Origin of the sequence: Actinosynnema sp. NPDC049800 (assembly GCF_040656635.1) — a bacterium.
GTDB lineage: Bacteria > Actinomycetota > Actinomycetes > Mycobacteriales > Pseudonocardiaceae > Actinosynnema.
Genome location: NZ_JBFAMT010000024.1, coordinates 86074 through 103982, shown reverse-complemented (window position 1 = coordinate 103982; position 17909 = coordinate 86074). Strand labels below are relative to the sequence as shown.

Genomic DNA, 17909 nt, shown 5'->3' with positions numbered 1-17909 from the left:
ACCCCCTTCGCCGATCAGGGGGACGTTCGGTGGACGCCCCCGGTTCCGCTGTCGAGGTAATCCTTGAACTGCACGGTGACCGCGTGCGTGTCCGACGGCCAGTCCGGCACCGCGATCGTCCGCGTCGCGCCGCCGCTGCCGCGCGCGGTCTGGGTGACGCGGATCGTGCCGCTGCCGTCGGCCCGCGCGGGCAGGTAGGCGTCGACACCCGTCAGGAACGGCAGCGTGGCGAACGGCGGCAGCGCGACGCCCGGCGTGGACACCTGGTCGCAGTTGTCGTCGAACGCGAACGCGGCGAGGACCTGCCGCAGCCGGGGCGAGACGGCCGGTTCGAGGACGTTGACGCCGTCGAGTTCGAGCCGGTCGCTGTCGGGCTGGTCCGACCACCACTCGCGGTTGCGGATGACGGTGAGGGCGCTGTGCGTCGGGCACCGGTCGATGTTGTCGGTGATGCCGCCGGGGCGTGACACCTGCAACCGCAGGAACCGGTCGCTGCGCTCGAACGGCTCGAAGTAGTTGTGGTAGGGCAGTTGGCCCTCGCGCAGGACCACCAGCTCGTAGTGCTTGCGGCCGTTGACGGGCAGCGGGCCGAACGCGCCGTCCGCGCCGGTCCGCACGCTGTACCGGGGCCCGCCGACCCGCGCGCCGGTGCGGCCGTCGAGTTCCCAGACCTGCACCACGCCCTCGACGCCCTCGTTCTGCGGGTAGTACGTCGCCCGGCCCGCGATCCGGACCAGCGACGGCAGCTCGGGCACCACGCGCGTGGTGAACGCGGGCCTGCCGCGCAGGAACCGGTGCATGTGGGCGAAACCGTCGGCCGACGTGGTGGTCTCGGTGTGGCCCAGGGTGGTCAGGTGGACGTTCGTCGCGCCGCCGATGGAGCCGTTGGGCTGCAGGCTGCCCCACAGCGCCAACGTCGGCACGCCGCCGGGTGGCGCGGCGCTGGACCGCCCGTCCACGTTGACGTACTTGCGCACCGCCGCGGCCCGTTCGGGCACGGACAGGTAGGCGTGCATGACCGTCGTGCCGCGCGAGTGCGCGATCACGTCCACCTGGGCCGCGCCGGTCCGGGCCCGGACGCCCGCGATGAAGGCTTCCAGGCCGGCGATGGCGTGGTCGTTGGTCGGGATGCTCGTGTCGTACTCGTAGGCGTGCAGCAGCGCGTCGGGGTAGCCGTTGCCGGAGAACCGCTTGGCGTTGGACTGCCACTGCTGCGCCGAGCCCTGCTGCCCGTGGACGAACACGATCGGGGTGAGCGCGTCGGCCCGGGCGGGCGCCGCCGCGACGGTCGACACCAGTGCGACGATCAGCGCCACCAGCGGGATCCTCATCGCGTGCCTCCCACTGCGTCGGCCAGGTTCTGCCGCGCGTCGGCGGGCTGGAGGTAGCCGGCGCGCACGTTCGCGGCGTCCGCTGTCACCACCTGCCGCACGTAGTCGGCGCGTTCGGGGTAGAGCCGGGCCAGCGTCGCCGCGTCGAAGGGCACGTGCGTGCCGAACAGGCGGCAGAACGTCTCACCGGAGTTGTCGCCGGTGTTCAACGCCCTGGGCGCGGCCAGCTGCGACAACCGGATGCCGCCGAGGGCGAGGCCGAGCGCGTCGCGCTTCTTGGTGACGCCGTCCGGTTCGAACTCCAGCGGCCGGGCGGTCGGCGGCGGCGTGCCGCGTTCGACCCAGCGGCGCAGGTGGTCGTAGGAGGCGGCGGTGACGTGGTGCATCGGGATCCGGCTGAACGGCGGCCGGTCGCAGTCGTACTGCGGCGCGCCGCCGAGGTCGCGCTCGGAGATCGGCGCGCGGTAGGCCTGGCCTTCGTAGCCCGAGTGCGCGGCGCCGGCGACCTCCCAGCGGCGGAAGCGGTCGGTGTCGGCCGGGCGTTGCGCGGTCCGCACGTCGGTCTCCGACAGCACCTGGAACACGGGTTCCGCGCCGACCCTGGTCGGGGCCGGGCCGACGATGAAGCCGTAGCCGTCGAACACCGGCTGCTGCTGCGGCAGGACCCGGTCGTACAGCACGGTCATCCGGCCGGCGGACTGCGAGGCGCCGATGGCCAGCAGCGACTTCGTGCGCAGGCCGCCCATGACCGCGCCGGAGTCGATCGCGCGGCCGGCCTGGGTGAACACGTCGTAGGACAGCTCGTCGGCGGTGAACCGGCCGCCGCCGGTCACGTCCAGCGTGCCGTACCGGGCCGGGCTCCAGGTCTTGAGCTGGTCCACGCCCACGCGCTGGGCGGACACGCCGACCCACGCGTGACCCGCGCGGACGACGGACTCGGCGTTCCACAAGGCGTCCAGGTCGTACCCGGCGGTGACGTTCTGCCACTCGACCAGCGTCGTGCCGGTGAACTTCCACGCGTGCGCGGGCCGCCGCACGACGACCCGGGTCGTGTACGGCACGCCGGTGGCGACCTTCGTGCCGTCGACCGCCCAGCCGTCGGCGGTGCCGGAGAGGTGGAACTCCTCTTCGACGTAACCGGCGGCGGCGAGGTCGTCGGGCGTGGCGAAGAACGGGTAGGTGTCCTCGATCCGCTCGGCCAGCCGGTCACCCGGCACGGTCCCGGGCAGCGGGCCGACGACGCGCGGCAGGGGACCGGGCGCGGCGGAGGCGGGGACGGACATCGGGAGGAGCAGACCGAGCGCGGCGGCGGCCAGGCCGAGGCGGCGCCAGGGGAAAGGTGACATACCGGCTCCCACAGCGATGGGGGATGGGATCATCGCCGACCGTAGCCGGCCGCGCACGGCGCGCACCAGGACGCGCGGCCATCGTGAGACCGCTGTCGCAGCAGGGGGAAATCGTCGGATCAGCGGTGTCGCAGCAGGATGGTGCGGGCCGCCGTCTCGGCCAGGTCGGGGTCCAGCGGCGCGCCGGTCAGCAGTTCGGCGTAGAGCGTGGACTCCACGATGCGCACGTAGAGGAACGCCACCTGGTCCAGGGCGGCCGTCGACCACGGGCCGTCGTCGACCTCGAGCAGGATCTCCTTCTGCGCCGAGACCGCCCGCCGGTGCACGCCGCCGGAAGCGTTGAACAGCACCCGCGCCGCCGTCTCCGGCTCACCGCGCAGGAACGCCCGGAACGGCTCGTCCGCGCGCAGTTCGGCGACGAACCGCCGCGTGACCTCCAGGACGCCCTCCACGCCGCCGTTCGTGCGCTCCTGCCGGGCACGGGCCAGCAGCCGGTCGGCCAGCACCCACAGCACGTCGGCCAGCAGCCCGTCGCGACTGCGCACGACCCGGTAGAGCGTGGCGCGGCTGATGGCGAGGCTCGTCGCCAACGCCTCCATGTCGACCCGGCCGTGCCGCCGGAAGAACCGGCAGGCGCCGCGCAGCACCTGGTCCTGGCTCACCACCCGCCGGGAGCCGGTCGCCACCACCGCCCGCCCTCGCTTCCGCCGGCTCGCCCGTCCGGCCCCATCCGCATCATCGCGCCCGGACGGGCCGTCCGCGAGACCCGTACCGGTGTGTGCGCCACGTCACTTCCGCCACCGGTCGTGGTGGACGTCCCACGCGGCGTTCGGGTCGGTGGTGGCCGCATTGCCGTCGGGCGCGCCGGAGTCGGCCTCGCCCTGATCGGCACGGCCCTGGTCCCGATGGCGGGCGGCGGCGGTCTCGGCGTGCTTGGGGCTGAGGCCTACTTCGAGGACGAGGCCGGCTCCTGGAACAGCACGGGCGGCGCGTCGTTGGCCGGGCGGGGCGCGGTCGGCTCGGGCCGGTGCGCCCACTCCTCGATGACGACCGGCTCCAGCTCGGGCGTGACCTCCTCGACCGCGGTCTCCGCGACCGGAGCGGCGGCCTGCACGGCGAGCTGCTGCTGGACCTGGCCGATCCACATCAGCCACATGGCCTCGTCGCGGTGACCGCGGTACTCGGCCTTCAGACCCGCCAACGCGCCGCGCACGCGGGCGGCGATCACGTTGTCCTCGCGCACGGCCGACCAGACGGCGCGGGCGCCGGCGTCACGGGCCTTGACCAGGAGGCGGACCTGGTCGGTCAACTCGGGCGCGGGCAGGTTCGCCCACGCCGCTGCGATTCTCTGTGCCTTGGTCACGGTGCCATCCTTGTCGAGCGGACGGCTCACGGTGGCCGTGACACGATGTTATCAACCTCTCGTTTTTCGAGGTCAGACCCAGGGCACTTGGTGACGTTCAGACACCGCTCGGATACGTCTCGGGTTCGAACACGTCGATGCGGGGCGTGTGCAGCGGTCGCAGCGCCCTGGTCTCGTCGAACCAGAGGAACGCGTCGTACCGCCTGCCGACGACCGTCGACGCGTAGTTGCCCCACCGTTCGCGCTCCGGGTGGTAGACGACGCCGATGGCGCGGTGGGGGAGCGTCGCGGTGAGCAGGTCCGGCTGATCTTCCTGCGGGAAGACGAACAGGGCCTCGCCGGGTGCGGTCCGGTGCAGCACGTCTTCCAGCGAACCGGGCCGGGCCGGGGGCACCGGCACCTCCCGCGTGCTCGCGCCCCACGCCTCACCCGCGATGACGGTGCCGCGGTGGGAGCCGAAGCCGACCAGCACCACCTGCTCGTGGCCGTAGCGCTCGCGGGCCAGTTGGCCGATGTTGACCAGCCCGGAGTCGGCCATCCCGGTGGCGCGGGCGTCGCCGACGTGGGTGTTGTGGGCCCACACGACCGCCTTCGACCCGGGCCCGTGGTGGTCGAGCAGCCGGTCGAGGGTCTCGTCCATGTGCCGGTCGCGGACGTTCCAGGACGACTGCCCGCCGACCATCGCCCGGTAGTAGCGCTCGGCACCGGCGACGACCTCGGCGTTCTGCCAGGCGGCGAACCGTCCCGCGCCGTCGCCCGCCGCCTGCCCGCGCAGCCGCACCAGCAGGTCGACCACCTCGTCCTCGCAGCCCGCGGGCACGAACCGGGTCGAGATCGCGTACTCCTGCGGGTCCTCGCCGTGCGGTTCGAAGCACCGGTAGGCGGCCAGCGCCGTCGGCACCTCCTCCGGGTCGTGCTCGCGCAGGTGGGTCAGGATCTCGCGCAGCGACTCCCAGAGCGAGTAGACGTCGAGGCCGTGGAACGCGACCCGCTCCTCTTCGGCCGACACCGCGTTGTGGGTGCGCAGCCACCGGCAGAAGTCCACGACCTCCTCGTTCGCCCACATCCACGTCGGCCACCGGTCGAACGCGGCCAGCGCGGCCCGCGGGTCCTCCGGCGCGCCGGGCAGGCCGCGCACGGACCGGTCGACCCGGTCGCACGCGGGCCAGTCGCCCTCCACGGCCACGAACGAGAAGCCCTTCTCGGTGATCAACCGGCTGGTCAGCGCCGCACGCCAGCGGTAGAACTCGTGCGTGCCGTGGCTGGCCTCGCCCAGCATCACCACCCGCGCGTCGCCGACGCGGTCCAGCAGCACGTCGAAGTCGCCCGCGTCGCGCAACGGCGCGGCCATCGCCGCGACCTCGTCCCCGTAACGGTTCATGGCTCCCTCCGCACCCGTCGGCCTACCCGACGTCCGCCGGGGCAAACCGCTCGGCGATCGCAAGGCAGTCGTCAGGTGCGGTCCGGCGGCGGGAGTGGGACGCTCGTCGGCGTGACGGCCGGCCACGACACGGTTGTCCTGGTCGTCCAGGACGAGGACGCGACCTCGCCCGAGGAGGTCGCCCGGTGGCTGCGCGAGCACCTGGCGGGCTGGTCGGCGTTCGACGTGCTGCTGATCGGCCTCGTGGTCGGCGAGCTCTACGACAACGCCCGGCGGCACGGTTCGCCGCCCTTCGTGCTCGAACTCGTGCTGGACCGGTGGCGCGAGGCGCTGGTGGTCAGCGTGCGCGACCGCGCCGTCGGCCGGGCCGCGCCGTGGCCGGCCGGGGCGGGGTTGCTCCTGGTGGACGGGCTGTCCACGCGCTGGGGCGTGCTGACCCACGCCCCGTTCACCACGGTGTGGGTCGAACTGGTCTTCGAGGGGGACGACGGCACCGGCCTACCGCCCGATCGTGACGCTTAGGTAGCCACTCGATCGGGAAAACAGGCACGGTGGAACTCCTCGGCATCGATCCCGTGCGCGTCGCCGGCGGCCTCGCCAAGGGCCTGGTCGGGCTCGCCCTGGCCCCGTTGGAGCAGACCGCCGTGCTGCGTCGTGACCGGCGCAAGGTCTGGTCGTGCCCGGGACGCCTGCACATCGAGGCGCACGGCGTGCACGGGCCGCGCGGCAAGCAGGTGGCCGGTCGGGTCGAGCGCGCCCTGGAGGGCCACCCCGGCGTGCGCTGGGCCAGGGTCAACGCGCCGTCCGCCCGGGTGATCATCGCCGTCGAGGACCCCGCGCCGCCGACGGACGACCTGATCGCGCTCGTGCGGCGGGCCGAGGCCGAGCCGGCCACCGAGGACGAGCGCCTGGTCGAGGACGAGCTGCACCACCCGGCGGACGGGCTCAAGGGCACCCGGCTGCTGCCCACGCTCGCCGCGGACGCCGTGGGCCTGGCGTTGGCCGCCATCACGAAGATCGCGCCGTGGGCGCCCGTCCCCGGCGAGCTCGGCGCGCTGATCGCCGCCGTCGACCTGCACCCCAGGCTGCGCGAGCTGGCCGCCGGGCGGTTGCAGGGCCGGGAACGCGCGGACACCGCCACGTCGGTGGTCGCCGCCCTCGTGCACGGCCTGGCCTCGCGCAGCGAAGGCACGTTGCTCGACATCGCCCAACGCGTGCAGCAGTGGCGTGAGGTTAACGCGCACGAGAAGGCGTGGTGCGCCGCCGAGGCCGACCTGATCGACGGCCCGGACGCCGCCGAGGCCGAGCCGATCGTGGTCGAACGGCCGCGCCCGTTCCCCGAAGGGCCGGCCGACCGCTACGCGCGGCGGGCGTTGGCGGCGGGTGCGGCGGCGACCGCGGGCGCGATCCCGTTCACCGGGTTGCGCCGGGCCGCCGCGCTGGGCGTCGCGAGCCTGCCCAAGGCGCCGTCGGTGGGCCAAGCCGCGTTCGCCGCGCAACTCGGCCGCGTGCTGGCCACCCGGAACGCGCTGGTGATGGACCGCTCGGTGCTGCGCCGCCTGGACGCGGTGGACGTGCTGGTGCTCGACGAGACCGCGCTCGGCTCGGGCCGATCGGTGCTCAGCGACCTCGTGCCGCTGCCGGACACGGGACCTGCGAACCCCGGCCCGGCGAACTCTGGCCCAGGGAACTCCGGCCCGGCTCACGCGGCCGAGGCGGTCGAGCGCGCGTTCGCCCTGTTCGACCCCGAGGACCCGACCGCCGCGCGCCGGGAGGGCGACTGGGCCATCGGCCCGATCGACCGCCTCGAACCGCAGGGGCGCAAGGGCGTGCGCGAACAACGCCGGCTGGCCGGTCACGCGGCGGTGCTCGGCCTGACCGAGGGCCGCCAGTTGCGAGCCGTGCTGGCGGTCGACGTCGAGACCCCGCCGGCGGTGGACGCGATCGCGTCGGCCGCACGGGAGGCCGGGTTGCGGGTGGTCGTGGCCACTGACCGCGACCACCCGCCGGTCCGGTTCGCCGACAGCGTCGTCCCGTCCGGGAAAGGCCTGGTCGGCGCGGTGCGCGAACTCCAGGGCGACGGGCACGTGGTGCTGCTCGTGTCCGACAACCGCCGCGCGCTCGGCTCGGCGGACTGCGGCGTCGGGGTACTGCGGGACGGCGGCCCGCCACCGTGGGGCGCGCACGTCGTCGCCCGTGACCTGGACGCGGCCGTGCTGCTGGTGGAGGCGGTGCCGGCCGCGCGCCGGGTCACCCGGGACGCGATCATGCTGGCCCAGGCGGCGAGCGGCATCGGCGCGGTCAGCGCGTTGAGCACGCGTGGGCCCGCGCCCGCCCGCAACGCGGCACGGGCGGTGGACGGCGCGTCCGCGCTCGCGTTCGTGGACGGCGTGTGGCGGGCGAAGCGGCTGCCCGGCGGCCGTGAGGCGGCCGCGCCGGCCACCTCGCAGCCGTGGCACCTGATGCCGGTGGCGACGGTGCTGGACCGGCTCGGCTCGGGCCGTGACGGGCTGTCCGAACGCGTGGCGCAGGGCAGGCAGCGCACGTCCGCCGGGCGGCAGGCGGTGGGCACGAGCCTGGGCAGCGCGTTCCTCACCGAGCTGGCCAACCCCCTGACACCGGTGCTCGCGGGTGGCGCGGCGGTCTCGGCGGCGGTGGGCTCGCCGGTCGACGCCGCGCTGGTGGCCGGTGTCGTCGGCGTGTCGGCGCTGATCGGCAGCGTGCAGCAGGTCGTCACGGACCGGGCGCTGGCGACCCTGCTCGGCCGGTCGGCGGTGCGCGCCACCGTGGTCCGCGACGGCCAGGACCGGGTGGTGACGGCGGACGAGCTGGTGCCCGGCGACGTGGTCCGGGTGGCCGCCGGCGACGTGGTGCCCGCCGACTGCCGCCTGCTCGACGGCGACGGGCTGGAGGTCGACGAGTCCTCCGTCACCGGCGAGTCCCTGCCCGTCACCAAGGACCCGGCCCCGGTGGTGGCCGCGGACCTGGCCGACCGGTCGTCCATGCTCTACGAGGGCACCACGATCGCCGCCGGTGAGGCGCTGGGCGTGGTCGTCGCGACCGGTGACGCCACGGAGGTCGGCCGCAGCATGGCGGCGGCCCGCCGCAACGCGCCGACCACGGGCGTGGAGGCGCGGTTGGCCGAGCTGACCCGCAAGACGCTGCCCGTCGCGCTCGGCTCGGCGGCGGCCGTGACCGGCGCGGGCCTGCTAAGGGGCGTGCCGCTGCGGCAGAGCATGGGCGCGGCGGTGAACCTCGCCGTCGCCTCGGTGCCCGAGGGCCTGCCGTTCCTGGTCAACGCCGCCCAACTGGCCGCGGCCCGGCGGCTGGCCGAGCACGGCGCGCTCGTGCGCAACCCGCGCACCATCGAGGCGCTGGGCCGGGTCGACGTGCTGTGCTTCGACAAGACCGGCACGCTGACCGAGGGCAAGCTGACCGTCAGCCGCGTGGACAACGGCCGCCGCGGCGCCGACCTCGACCAGCTGAACGACGAGCTGCGCCGGATCATGGCGGCCGCGGTCCGCGCCACGCCGGAGGCCGACGACCCGGACGACCTCGCGCACCAGACCGACCGGGCGGTGCTGACCGGCGCGCGGCAGGCCCGCGTCGGCCCCACGACCGGCGCCCGCGGCTGGAAGCTGGTCGAGGCGCTGCCGTTCGAGCCGTCCCGCGGCTACCACGCGACCGTGGGCCAGGTCGGGAAACGGCTGGTGCTGAGCGTGAAGGGCGCGCCGGAAACGGTGCTGCCGCGCTGCGACGCCGACCCGGGCGAGCTGCGCCGCCTGGGTGAGCGGGTGGAACGGCTCGCCGGCCGCGGCCACCGGGTGCTGGCGGTCGCCGAGCGCACCGGCGTCGACCACGACACGGTGACCGACGACGACGTCCAGGGCCTGACCCTGCTGGGGTTCGTCGCGCTGTCCGACCCGGTGCGCCACGGCGCGCCGCCGGCCGCCGCGAAGCTGCGCGAGGCCGGCGTGCGGATCGTGATGATCACCGGCGACCACCCGGCCACCGGCGAGGCGATCGCCAGCGAGGTCAGCGGCGACGACGACATGAGCGTGGTGACCGGAGCGCGGCTCGACGAGCTGGCCGACGACGAGCTGGACGCCCTGCTGCCGACCGTCGACGTGATCGCCCGCTGCACGCCGGCGCAGAAGGTGCGGATCATCGAGGCCTACCAGCGGCTCGGCCGGGTGGTCGCGATGACCGGCGACGGCGCGAACGACGCGCCCGCGATCCGGCTCGCCGACGTCGGCATCGCGTTGGGCAGGCGCGGCACGCCGGCCGCCCGTGCCGCCGCCGACCTGGTGGTCACCGACGACCGGCTGGAGACGATCATCGCCGCCCTGGTGGAGGGCCGCGCGATGTGGGCCTCGGTGCGCGAGGCGCTGGCGATCCTGCTCGGCGGCAACCTCGGCGAGATCGCGTTCAGCGTGCTGGGCTCGGCGCTGACGGGCCGGTCGCCGTTGACGGCGCGGCAGCTGCTGCTGGTGAACCTGCTGACCGACCTCGCGCCCGCGCTGGCCATCGCGTTGAGCAGGCCCGCCCGCGAGTCCGTGCCCGACCTGCTGCGCGAGGGACCGACGTCCTCGCTGGGCCACGCGTTGAACCGGGACATCACCGCCCGCGCGATCACCACCACGCTCGGCGCCACGGCGGCGTGGACGGCCGCGCGCCTCACCGGCCGCTCCCGCCGGGCGAGCACGGTGGCGCTGGCGGCCCTGGTCGGCACCCAGCTCGGCCAGACCCTGGTGACCGGCGGGCTGGACCGGTCGGTGCTGGCCGCGAGCCTCGGCTCGGCCGCCGCGCTCGGCGCGGTGATCCAGACACCCGGGGTCAGCCAGTTCTTCGGCTGCACGCCGCTCGGCCCGGTCGGCTGGGGCATCGCCCTGTCCAGCGCCACCGCGGCGAACGTGCTCGGCCTGGCGCTGAACCCGCTCGTCACTCGACGTGCTGAGTGACGGTGCCGCGCACGAAGTGCCGCTGCGCCACCAGGAACAGCAGGACCATCGGCACGGTCGCGACGACGCTGGCGGCCAGCACCAGCTCCCACTGCTCCTCGCCGCCCTCGCCGAACCGGTCGAGCACCGCCTTCAACCCGCGCGGCAACGTGTAGAGCTGCGGTTCGCGCAGGTAGATCAACGGCTTGACCAGGTCGGTCCACGCCGCCTTCAGCTCGAACACGAACACCACGACCAGCCCGGGCCTCGCCAGCGGCAGCGCCATCGAGGTGAACAGCCGCCACGCGCTCGCGCCGTCGACCTTCGCCGCGTCGAACACCTCGCGCGGCAGGCCGAGGAAGAACTGGCGGAGCAGGAAGATGTAGAACGCCGAGCCGAACAGGTTCTGCGCCCACAGCGGGATCTGCGTGGTGGCCAGGCCTAGCGCGTGCCACTCCAGGTACACCGGCACCATGGTCACCGCGGCGGGCAGCATCATAGTCGCGAGCACCACGCCGAAGAGCAGGTCACGGCCGGGGAAGCGGAACATCGCGAACCCGAACGCCACCAGCGCGCTCGTCGCGGTGGCCGCCGCCGCTGCCGCCAGCCCCACCGCGACGCTGTTGCCGATCCACGTCAGCAGCGGCACGGCCTGCCACACCTCGACGTAGTTGCCCGGCGAGAACGGCCGGGGCAGCAGCGCGTTGTCGAACACGTGCGCCCGGTCCTTCAACGAGGCGCTGACGAGCCACCAGAACGGGTAGCCGAACGCCACCGCGATGACGAGCAGCGCCGCCCACACCCCGACGCGCTTCACGACCGCTCACCCTCGTAGTGCACGTACCGGCGCGACAACCGCACCTGCACGGCCGTGATGACGGCGATCACCGCGAACAGGCCCCACGCCAACGCCGACGCGTACCCCATCCTCAGCGACCCGAACGCCTCCTGGAACAGGTGGATCACGTAGAACAGCGCCGCGTCGCCCTCGGCGGACTGCTTGGCCCGCGCGCCGAAGAACATCGCGTACGCCTCGGTGAACACCTGCAACGACGCGATCGTGTTGACCACCACGGTGAAGTACACCGTCCCGCTGATGCCCGGCAGCGTCACGTGCCAGAACTGCCGCCACGGGCTCGCGCCGTCCAGTCGAGCCGCCTCGTACCGCTCCACCGGCACGCGGGTCAGGGCCGCGAGGTACAGCACCGCCGTGCTGCCGACCGTCCAGAGGCCCATCACCACCAGCCCGGGCTTGATCCAGACCGGGTCGGTGGTCCAGTTCGGGCCCTGGAACCCGAACCAGCCCAGGAACCGGTTCACCGCGCCGTGCTGCCCGTTGAGCAGCAACAGGAACATCGCCGCCAACGCCACCGGCGGTGTCATCACCGGCAGGTACAGCACCGTGCGGAAGAAGCCGCTACCGCGCCCGGCCCGGCGCAGCAGGCTCGCCAGGCCCAGCGCCAGCACGATCTGCGACGGCACGTGCAGGGCGGTGAAGAACACCGTGTTCCACAACGCCGTGCCGACGCGTTCGTCGGCCAACGCCTCGCGGTAGTTCTCCAGGCCCACGAACGCGGGCGGCTTGAGCATGTCGTAGTGCGTCAGCGACAGCCAGAGGCTGAACAGCATGGGCCCGGCGGTGAACGCCAGGAACCCGATCACCCACGGCAGCAGGAACAGCAACCCCGCCCGCGACTCCCGTCCGCTCACCGTCACGGCCCTACCTCCCGCCCACCCGCTTGAGCGCCCGTTCCGCTTCGCGCTGCGCCTGGGCCATCGCCTCCTCGGGCTCCTGCTGCCCGACCAGCACCCGGTTCACCGCGCCCTCCCAGGCGCGCACGAGCTCGCTCGCGGCCGGGCTCGGCGGCAGCGCGAACGCCTTGTCCTGCAACGACAGCACCACCGGCACGCCCTGCTCCAGGATCGGGTTGCCCGCCGGGGCGAACACCTCGCGGAAGATCCGCTCGTCGGCGACCCGGTTGCCGGTGAACGTGCCGCCGTAGGGCCGCCCGGCCCCGGCCAGCGCGTCCCGGCGCGCGATCGCGGCGGTGACCCAGGTCCGCGCGTCGGTCATCGTGACCAGGAACCGGCAGGCCAGCTCGGGGTGTCTCGCGCCCTTCGGGATGGCCCACGCCTGCCCGCCGGACTCGGTGAGCACCTGCCCGTCGCGATCCGTGAACGGCGTGATCGTCACGTCGGCGTCGGGGGAGTTGGTCGCGAGCGTGTTGATGTACCAGGAGTCCATCGGCATCGCGGCGAGCCGGCCGGTCACGTACTGGTTGTCCGCGCCGAACTGGTCGAACGTGTCGCGGAACGCCTTGAACGACGCCCAGCCGCCCTGCCTGGCCACCAGGTCGGTGGTGTGGCGGACCGCCTCGACCACGCGCGGGTCGTCCAGCCGGGCGTCGGGCCCGATCAGCTCGGCCCCGTTCGCCTTGGCCCACAGCGGCAGGAACTCGGGCACCTTCGGGTCGAAGCCGATGCGCGCCACCCGCCCGTCGCCGACCCGCGCCAGCCGGTCGGCCACCTCGCCCATCCCGGCCCAGTCGGACGTGGACAACGCCGCCGGGTCCAGGCCGGCGGCCCGCACCACCGGGTTGTTCACGATCATCAGCCGGACGCTGGAGAACTCCGGCAGCCCGTACACCTCACCCTCGTAGGTGACCTGGCGCAGGGCCGCCTCCCGGAACACGCCCAGGTCGACGCCGTGCTCCCGCACGCACGCGTCCAGGCTCTGCACCGCGCCGCGCGCCGCGTAGCCGCCGAGCTTGCGCCGCTCGGCGTAGACCAGGTCGGGCGGGTCGCCCGCGGCGACGGCGGACAGGAACTGCTGCTCGTCGAACGCGCCCTCGCTGATCCGCAGGTCGACGCCGGGGTTGGCCTCCCGGAACACCGCCACGCGCGCGGTCGCGTGCTCGTCCGGGAGGCCGAACCCCATGGTGACCAGCGCGTCGGAGCGGTCGGAACCCAGACCGCCGCACCCGGCGGCGACGAGCACGGGCACGACCAGCACCGCGGTGAGCGGGAACCCGCGCATGTCGCCTCCCTGGACCGGACGTCACCGGGACGGTTCCCGCCCGGCGCCCCGTCCACACGCGGGTCGCCTGGTCGGCGCAACCGGTCAGCCGCGGAACTCCGGCAGCACCCAGTAGGTGCTGTCGTGCCAGGTGTCGGTCGGGAACCCGCCGCCCACGCCGTAGTGGTAGACGCCCGCGCCCGGCGGCGCGATGAACGGCGCCCGCACCAGCGTGCCGATGAAGAAGTCCTCCGAGGTCGCGTAGCCGCCTTCCGGCGTGTAGTACGAGATCACGTAGTCCCGCCCCGGCTCGACCGGGACCGGCGTCGGGAAGTCGATCTGGGCCATCAGCCCGGGGTGGTCCCAGGGCTGCTCGGCGAGCAGCACGCCGGCGTCCGACCACAGCCGCAGGGCGATCGGCCCGCGGTACGCGCCGCGACCGAGGGACGCGCCCAGCAGCTGCCCCGGTCGGTCGACCCGGAACCGCATGCCCACCTCGACCGGCTCGCGGTCGGGGTCGTCGACCGCGTCCTTGTAGTAGGTGCCGAGTTCGCACCGGGTCTCGCAGTTCACCGGCTGGGTGACGGCCACGCCGCCCACGTGGATGACGACGGGCGCGCCGATCGGGCCGGCGCCGGCGGCGGTGACGACCCGACCGGCGACCTCGACGTCACCGACCTGGTCGGGCGTGTGGACGTACCGCCAGTCGACCCGGGAGGGGTCGTGATCGCGCAGGACCTCGGCGGTCACCCAGGTGGCCCCGCCGTCGAACGTCAGTTCGGTGGCGGTGATCGCGACCGTCGTCGGGGCGATCGAGAGGCCGGTGACCAGGATCGGGACACCGACCTCGGCGGCGGAGCGGGTGGTCGGGGTGCCGATGACCACCCTGCGGTCGTCCTGGGCGTGAGCCGTGCCGGACAGGACCAGGGTCGCGGCGGCGATCGCCACCCACAACCGGGATAAGCGGGGCATGCGCCCTCCTTCGGGCATCGTGCGGAGCTACCTCCCGGGAGATCGTCGGCGACCGTGGGTTTCGCTACGCCCGCGCGCCGGTTGCCTTCGGCACGTCCGCGCGGGTTCCAGTTGAGACCCTCGGCTGACCGGAGCCCGCCCGCTGCACCAGAATCGGGCGCATGAGTCGCACCGCGTCACCCGAGGACCCCCGCCCGGCCGGTCGTTGGGTCCACACGTGGGTGTCCGCACCCCAGCCGACCGCGCCCGACAACATGCCGCCCGCGCCGTTCACCCGGTCGGGTCTGGTGCTGGCCGACGCCACGCTGCGGCAGACCGCGCGCGTCACGGTCGGCGGCGACCGGCTGCGGCTGCGGTTCTCGAACGCCTTCGGCGGCGCGGTGCTGCCGATCACCGCGGTGACCGTGGCTCGGCCCGTCGACGGCCGGGCGGGCGTCGGCGCGGTCGAGCCGGGCTCGGTCCGCCCGGTCACGTTCCACGGGCGGTCGGGGGTGGTCGTGCCGGTCGGCGCGCAGGTCGTGTCGGACCCGCTGGACTTCCCGGTCGAGCACGAGGCGAACCTGACCGTGACGGTGTACCTGGCCGACGGGCAGGCGTCCGAGGCCATCACCTCGCACCCCGGCTCCCGCACGACCTCCCACCTCCTGTCGGGCGACCACGTCGGGGCCGACGACCTGCCGGGCGCGACGACCACGGACCACTGGTACTTCCTCAGCGGCATCGAGGTCTGGTCCGAGCGCGCCGCCTCGGCCGTGGTCACGCTGGGCGACTCCCTCACCGACGGCCGCGGCTCCACCACCAACGGCAACGACCGCTGGCCCGACCGCCTGTCGGCCCGGCTCCGGTCACGGCCCGCGACCGCGGACGTCGCCGTGCTCAACCAGGGCATCGGCGGGAACCGGGTGCTCAGCGAGGGGATCGGCCCGAGCGGGCTGGCCCGCCTGGACCTCGACGTGCTGGCGCAGACCGGTGTGGCGTGGCTGGTGGTGTTCGAGGGCGTCAACGACATCTGCACGGCCGACGCCACCGCCGTCGCGCAGAAGCAGGTCGCGGACGACCTCTGCGCGGCCTACGAGCAGATCGTGGCCCGCGCCCACGCGCACGGCATCGCGGTGTACGGGGCGACGCTTGCCCCGCTGGGCGGCAACGAGGCGTACGACGACCCGGACGGCCACCGCGAGGCGGCACGTCAGGCGGTCAACGAGTGGATCCGCACCAGGGGCGCGTTCGACGCGGTGCTCGACTTCGACGCGGCGGCGCGCGACCCGCACGACCACCGACGCCTGCTCGCGGCCTACGACGAGGGCGACCACCTGCACCTGGCGCCGGCCGGCTACCGGGCGCTCGCGGACGCCGTGCAGCTGGAGCTGTTCGAGTCGCGCGGACAGGACGCAGTGTCCGGTTGAGACGGCGGAGCGGGAACCGTTGTCGCGCAAATGTTTCGCAGCGGTTCACCCACGTGAAAGTCGACAGTGGACGGCCGGTTTTCCTTGCCCGGGAATCGAAGGCGACATAGTTTGGCGTTGTCGCCCGTCCCGGACCTGGAGGACTCCCCACATGATCGGCGTGCACCCCGCGTGGCTACCGGCCTCCGCGTTCCGGTCGATCGGCTCACGGCGGGTCCGCGTCGTCGGGGACGGCCCGGTCGTCGCCACGGTCCGCGCCGAGGTCGAGGCGGCGGCGGCCGGGCACGGCGGCGCGCTGGTCGACGACGGTCCGGCGGACCTGGAGCTGGTGTGCGAGCCGGATGACGGCGAGACCGATCCCGAGGCGTTCGTGGTGGGCCGCGCCGGCACGACCACGGTGGTCCGCGCGATCGACGGCGTCGGCCTGCTCTACGGCTTGCACCACGTGGTGCGGCAGGGCGAGGCGGCGTTCACGGGCGAGGCGCGGCCGGGGCGGCACGCGCCGCGCCAGCCGATCCGCATGCTCGACCACTGGGACAACGTCGCCGTGCACCCGGTGATGGGCCAGGTCGAGCGCGGGTACTCGGGCGGCTCGATCTTCTACGCCGACGGCGCGGTCCGCGCCGACCTCTCGCGGGTCCGCGCCTACGCCCGGCTGCTCGGCTCGATCGGCGTCAACCGGGTCGGCCTCAACAACGTCAACGTGGGCCGCACCGAGGCCCGCCTGCTCACCGACCTGCTGCCGGACGTGGTGGGGCTGGCGGACGTGTTCCGCCCGCACGGGATCAAGGTGCACCTGTCGGTGAGCTTCGCCGCGCCGATCACCCTCGGGGGCCTGCCGACCGCCGACCCGCTCGACCCGGCCGTGCGCGACTGGTGGGCCCGCACGACCGCCGAGGTGTACGCGGCGATCCCCGACTTCGGCGGGTACGTGGTCAAGGCCGACTCCGAGGGCCAGCCCGGCCCGTTCGCCTACGGCCGCGACCACGCCGACGGCGCGAACGCGCTGGCCCGCGCCCTCGCGCCGTTCGGCGGCACGGTGTTCTGGCGCGCGTTCGTCTACGACCACCGCCAGGACTGGCGCGACCGGACGACCGACCGCGCCCGGGCCGCCTACGACAACTTCGCCCCGCTGGACGGCGCGTTCGACGAGAACGTCGTGGTGCAGGTGAAGGCCGGTCCGATGGACTTCCAGGTGCGCGAACCGCTGTCGCCGGTGATCGCGGCCATGCCGCGCACCCGGCTCGCGGTCGAGTTCCAGGTGACCCAGGAGTACACCGGGCACCAGAAGCACGTCTGCCACCTCGTGCCGCAGTGGCGCGAGATGCTGGGCTTCGGGCCGTGGGGCGAGGGCGAGCCGACGGTCGCGGACGTCGCCGCGGGCCGCGCCGCCGCGCCGGCCGGTGGCGTGGTCGCGGTGTCGAACGTCGGCGAGGACCCGTTCTGGACCGGCCACCCGTTGGCGCAGGCCAACCTGTTCGGCTTCGGCCGGCTCGCGTGGGACGAGCGGCTCGCGCCGGAGGCGGTGCTGGACGAGTGGATCGGCCTCACCTTCCCCGGCGACCCGACCGTGCGGGAGGCGTTGCACGAGGTGATGGACGGCTCGTGGCTGACCTACGAGCGGTACACGGCGCCGTTGGGCGTCGGCTTCATGGTGCAGCCCGGCCTGCACTACGGGCCCAGCGTGGACGGCTACGAGTACTCCTCCTGGGGCACCTACCACTTCGCCGACCGGGACGGCGTCGGCGTGGACCGCACGTGCGCCACGGGCACGGGCTTCGCCGGCCAGTTCCCGCCGCCGTGGCGCCACCGGTACGAGTCGGTCGCGACCTGCCCGGACGAGCTGCTGCTGTTCTTCCACCACGTGCCCTACGACCACGTCCTGCACTCGGGCGCGACCGTGATCCAGCACATCTACGACACGCACTTCGCAGGTCACGAGGAAGTGCGGCGGATGGCCGCGACGTGGGCCTCGCTGGAGGGACGCGTCCCCGACGACGTCTTCGGCCGCGTCACCGCGCTGCTGGCGGAGCAACTGCGGTGTGCGAAGGAGTGGCGTGACCAGGTGAACACCTACTTCTGGCGCAAGTCGGGCGTGCCGGACGCGCACGGCCGCACGATCCACTGAACGCGGAGCGGCCGCCGGGTCCGCGG

13 protein-coding genes are annotated in these 17909 nt (G+C 74.0%); 4 read left to right on the top strand and 9 right to left on the bottom strand.

Features of this window, described 5'->3' with window-relative positions; genetic code table 11:
• Window positions 1–14: 14 nt before the first annotated feature.
• The 5 genes from AB0I91_RS25365 to AB0I91_RS25345 form a co-directional block, all read right to left on the bottom strand.
• A complete protein-coding gene (locus AB0I91_RS25365; RefSeq protein ID WP_499639148.1) occupies window positions 15–1331 on the bottom strand; it encodes a hypothetical protein in 1317 nt (438 codons plus the stop codon).
• Window positions 1328–2677: an alpha/beta hydrolase domain-containing protein gene (locus AB0I91_RS25360; protein WP_499639146.1), complete on the bottom strand. Its 1350-nt coding sequence runs from the start codon at window positions 2675–2677 to the stop codon at window positions 1328–1330. Before AB0I91_RS25360 ends, AB0I91_RS25365 begins: the two co-directional genes overlap by 4 nt.
• Window positions 2678–2796: 119 nt before the next feature.
• Entirely contained in the window at window positions 2797–3363 is a 567-nt protein-coding gene (locus tag AB0I91_RS25355) for a QsdR family transcriptional regulator (protein ID WP_498780249.1), read from the bottom strand.
• Between the two features lie 260 nt (window positions 3364–3623).
• Window positions 3624–4040: a hypothetical protein gene (locus tag AB0I91_RS25350; RefSeq protein WP_498780247.1), complete on the bottom strand. Its 417-nt coding sequence runs from the start codon at window positions 4038–4040 to the stop codon at window positions 3624–3626.
• A gap of 97 nt (window positions 4041–4137) precedes the next feature.
• A complete protein-coding gene (locus AB0I91_RS25345) occupies window positions 4138–5421 on the bottom strand; it encodes an erythromycin esterase family protein (RefSeq protein ID WP_498780245.1) in 1284 nt (427 codons plus the stop codon).
• A gap of 111 nt (window positions 5422–5532) precedes the next feature.
• Between AB0I91_RS25345 and AB0I91_RS25340 the strand changes: the two genes are divergently transcribed.
• On the top strand, window positions 5533–5943 hold the full coding sequence (locus tag AB0I91_RS25340) for an ATP-binding protein (RefSeq protein WP_498780244.1): 411 nt from the start codon (window positions 5533–5535) through the stop codon (window positions 5941–5943).
• A gap of 29 nt (window positions 5944–5972) precedes the next feature.
• Complete coding sequence (locus tag AB0I91_RS25335) at window positions 5973–10382, top strand: cation-translocating P-type ATPase (protein WP_499639144.1); 4410 nt, start codon at window positions 5973–5975, stop codon at window positions 10380–10382.
• On the opposite strand, the gene AB0I91_RS25330 is transcribed toward AB0I91_RS25335, so the two are convergent.
• From AB0I91_RS25330 to AB0I91_RS25315, 4 genes are all read right to left on the bottom strand, one after another.
• On the bottom strand, window positions 10363–11178 hold the full coding sequence (locus tag AB0I91_RS25330; protein ID WP_498780241.1) for a carbohydrate ABC transporter permease: 816 nt from the start codon (window positions 11176–11178) through the stop codon (window positions 10363–10365). The two genes, AB0I91_RS25335 and AB0I91_RS25330, sit on opposite strands and share 20 nt — an antisense overlap.
• Entirely contained in the window at window positions 11175–12077 is a 903-nt protein-coding gene (locus AB0I91_RS25325) for a carbohydrate ABC transporter permease (protein ID WP_498780239.1), read from the bottom strand. The genes AB0I91_RS25330 and AB0I91_RS25325 overlap by 4 nt, the downstream gene beginning before the upstream one ends.
• Before the next feature lie 4 nt (window positions 12078–12081).
• Window positions 12082–13398 (bottom strand): extracellular solute-binding protein, encoded by a 1317-nt coding sequence (locus AB0I91_RS25320; RefSeq protein WP_499639142.1) that lies wholly within the window; start codon window positions 13396–13398, stop codon window positions 12082–12084.
• An 84-nt stretch (window positions 13399–13482) separates the two neighbouring features.
• The gene (locus tag AB0I91_RS25315; protein ID WP_498780235.1) at window positions 13483–14349 is read right to left on the bottom strand and encodes a DUF4082 domain-containing protein; all 867 of its coding nucleotides are present in this window, start codon (window positions 14347–14349) and stop codon (window positions 13483–13485) included.
• Window positions 14350–14510: 161 nt separating this feature from the next.
• On the opposite strand from AB0I91_RS25315, the gene AB0I91_RS25310 reads away from it, so the two are divergent.
• Together AB0I91_RS25310 and AB0I91_RS25305 are read left to right on the top strand one after the other, a co-directional pair.
• Window positions 14511–15755 (top strand): SGNH/GDSL hydrolase family protein, encoded by a 1245-nt coding sequence (locus AB0I91_RS25310; protein ID WP_498780233.1) that lies wholly within the window; start codon window positions 14511–14513, stop codon window positions 15753–15755.
• A gap of 151 nt (window positions 15756–15906) precedes the next feature.
• Window positions 15907–17883: an alpha-glucuronidase gene (locus tag AB0I91_RS25305; RefSeq protein ID WP_499639140.1), complete on the top strand. Its 1977-nt coding sequence runs from the start codon at window positions 15907–15909 to the stop codon at window positions 17881–17883.
• Window positions 17884–17909 lie beyond the last annotated feature (26 nt).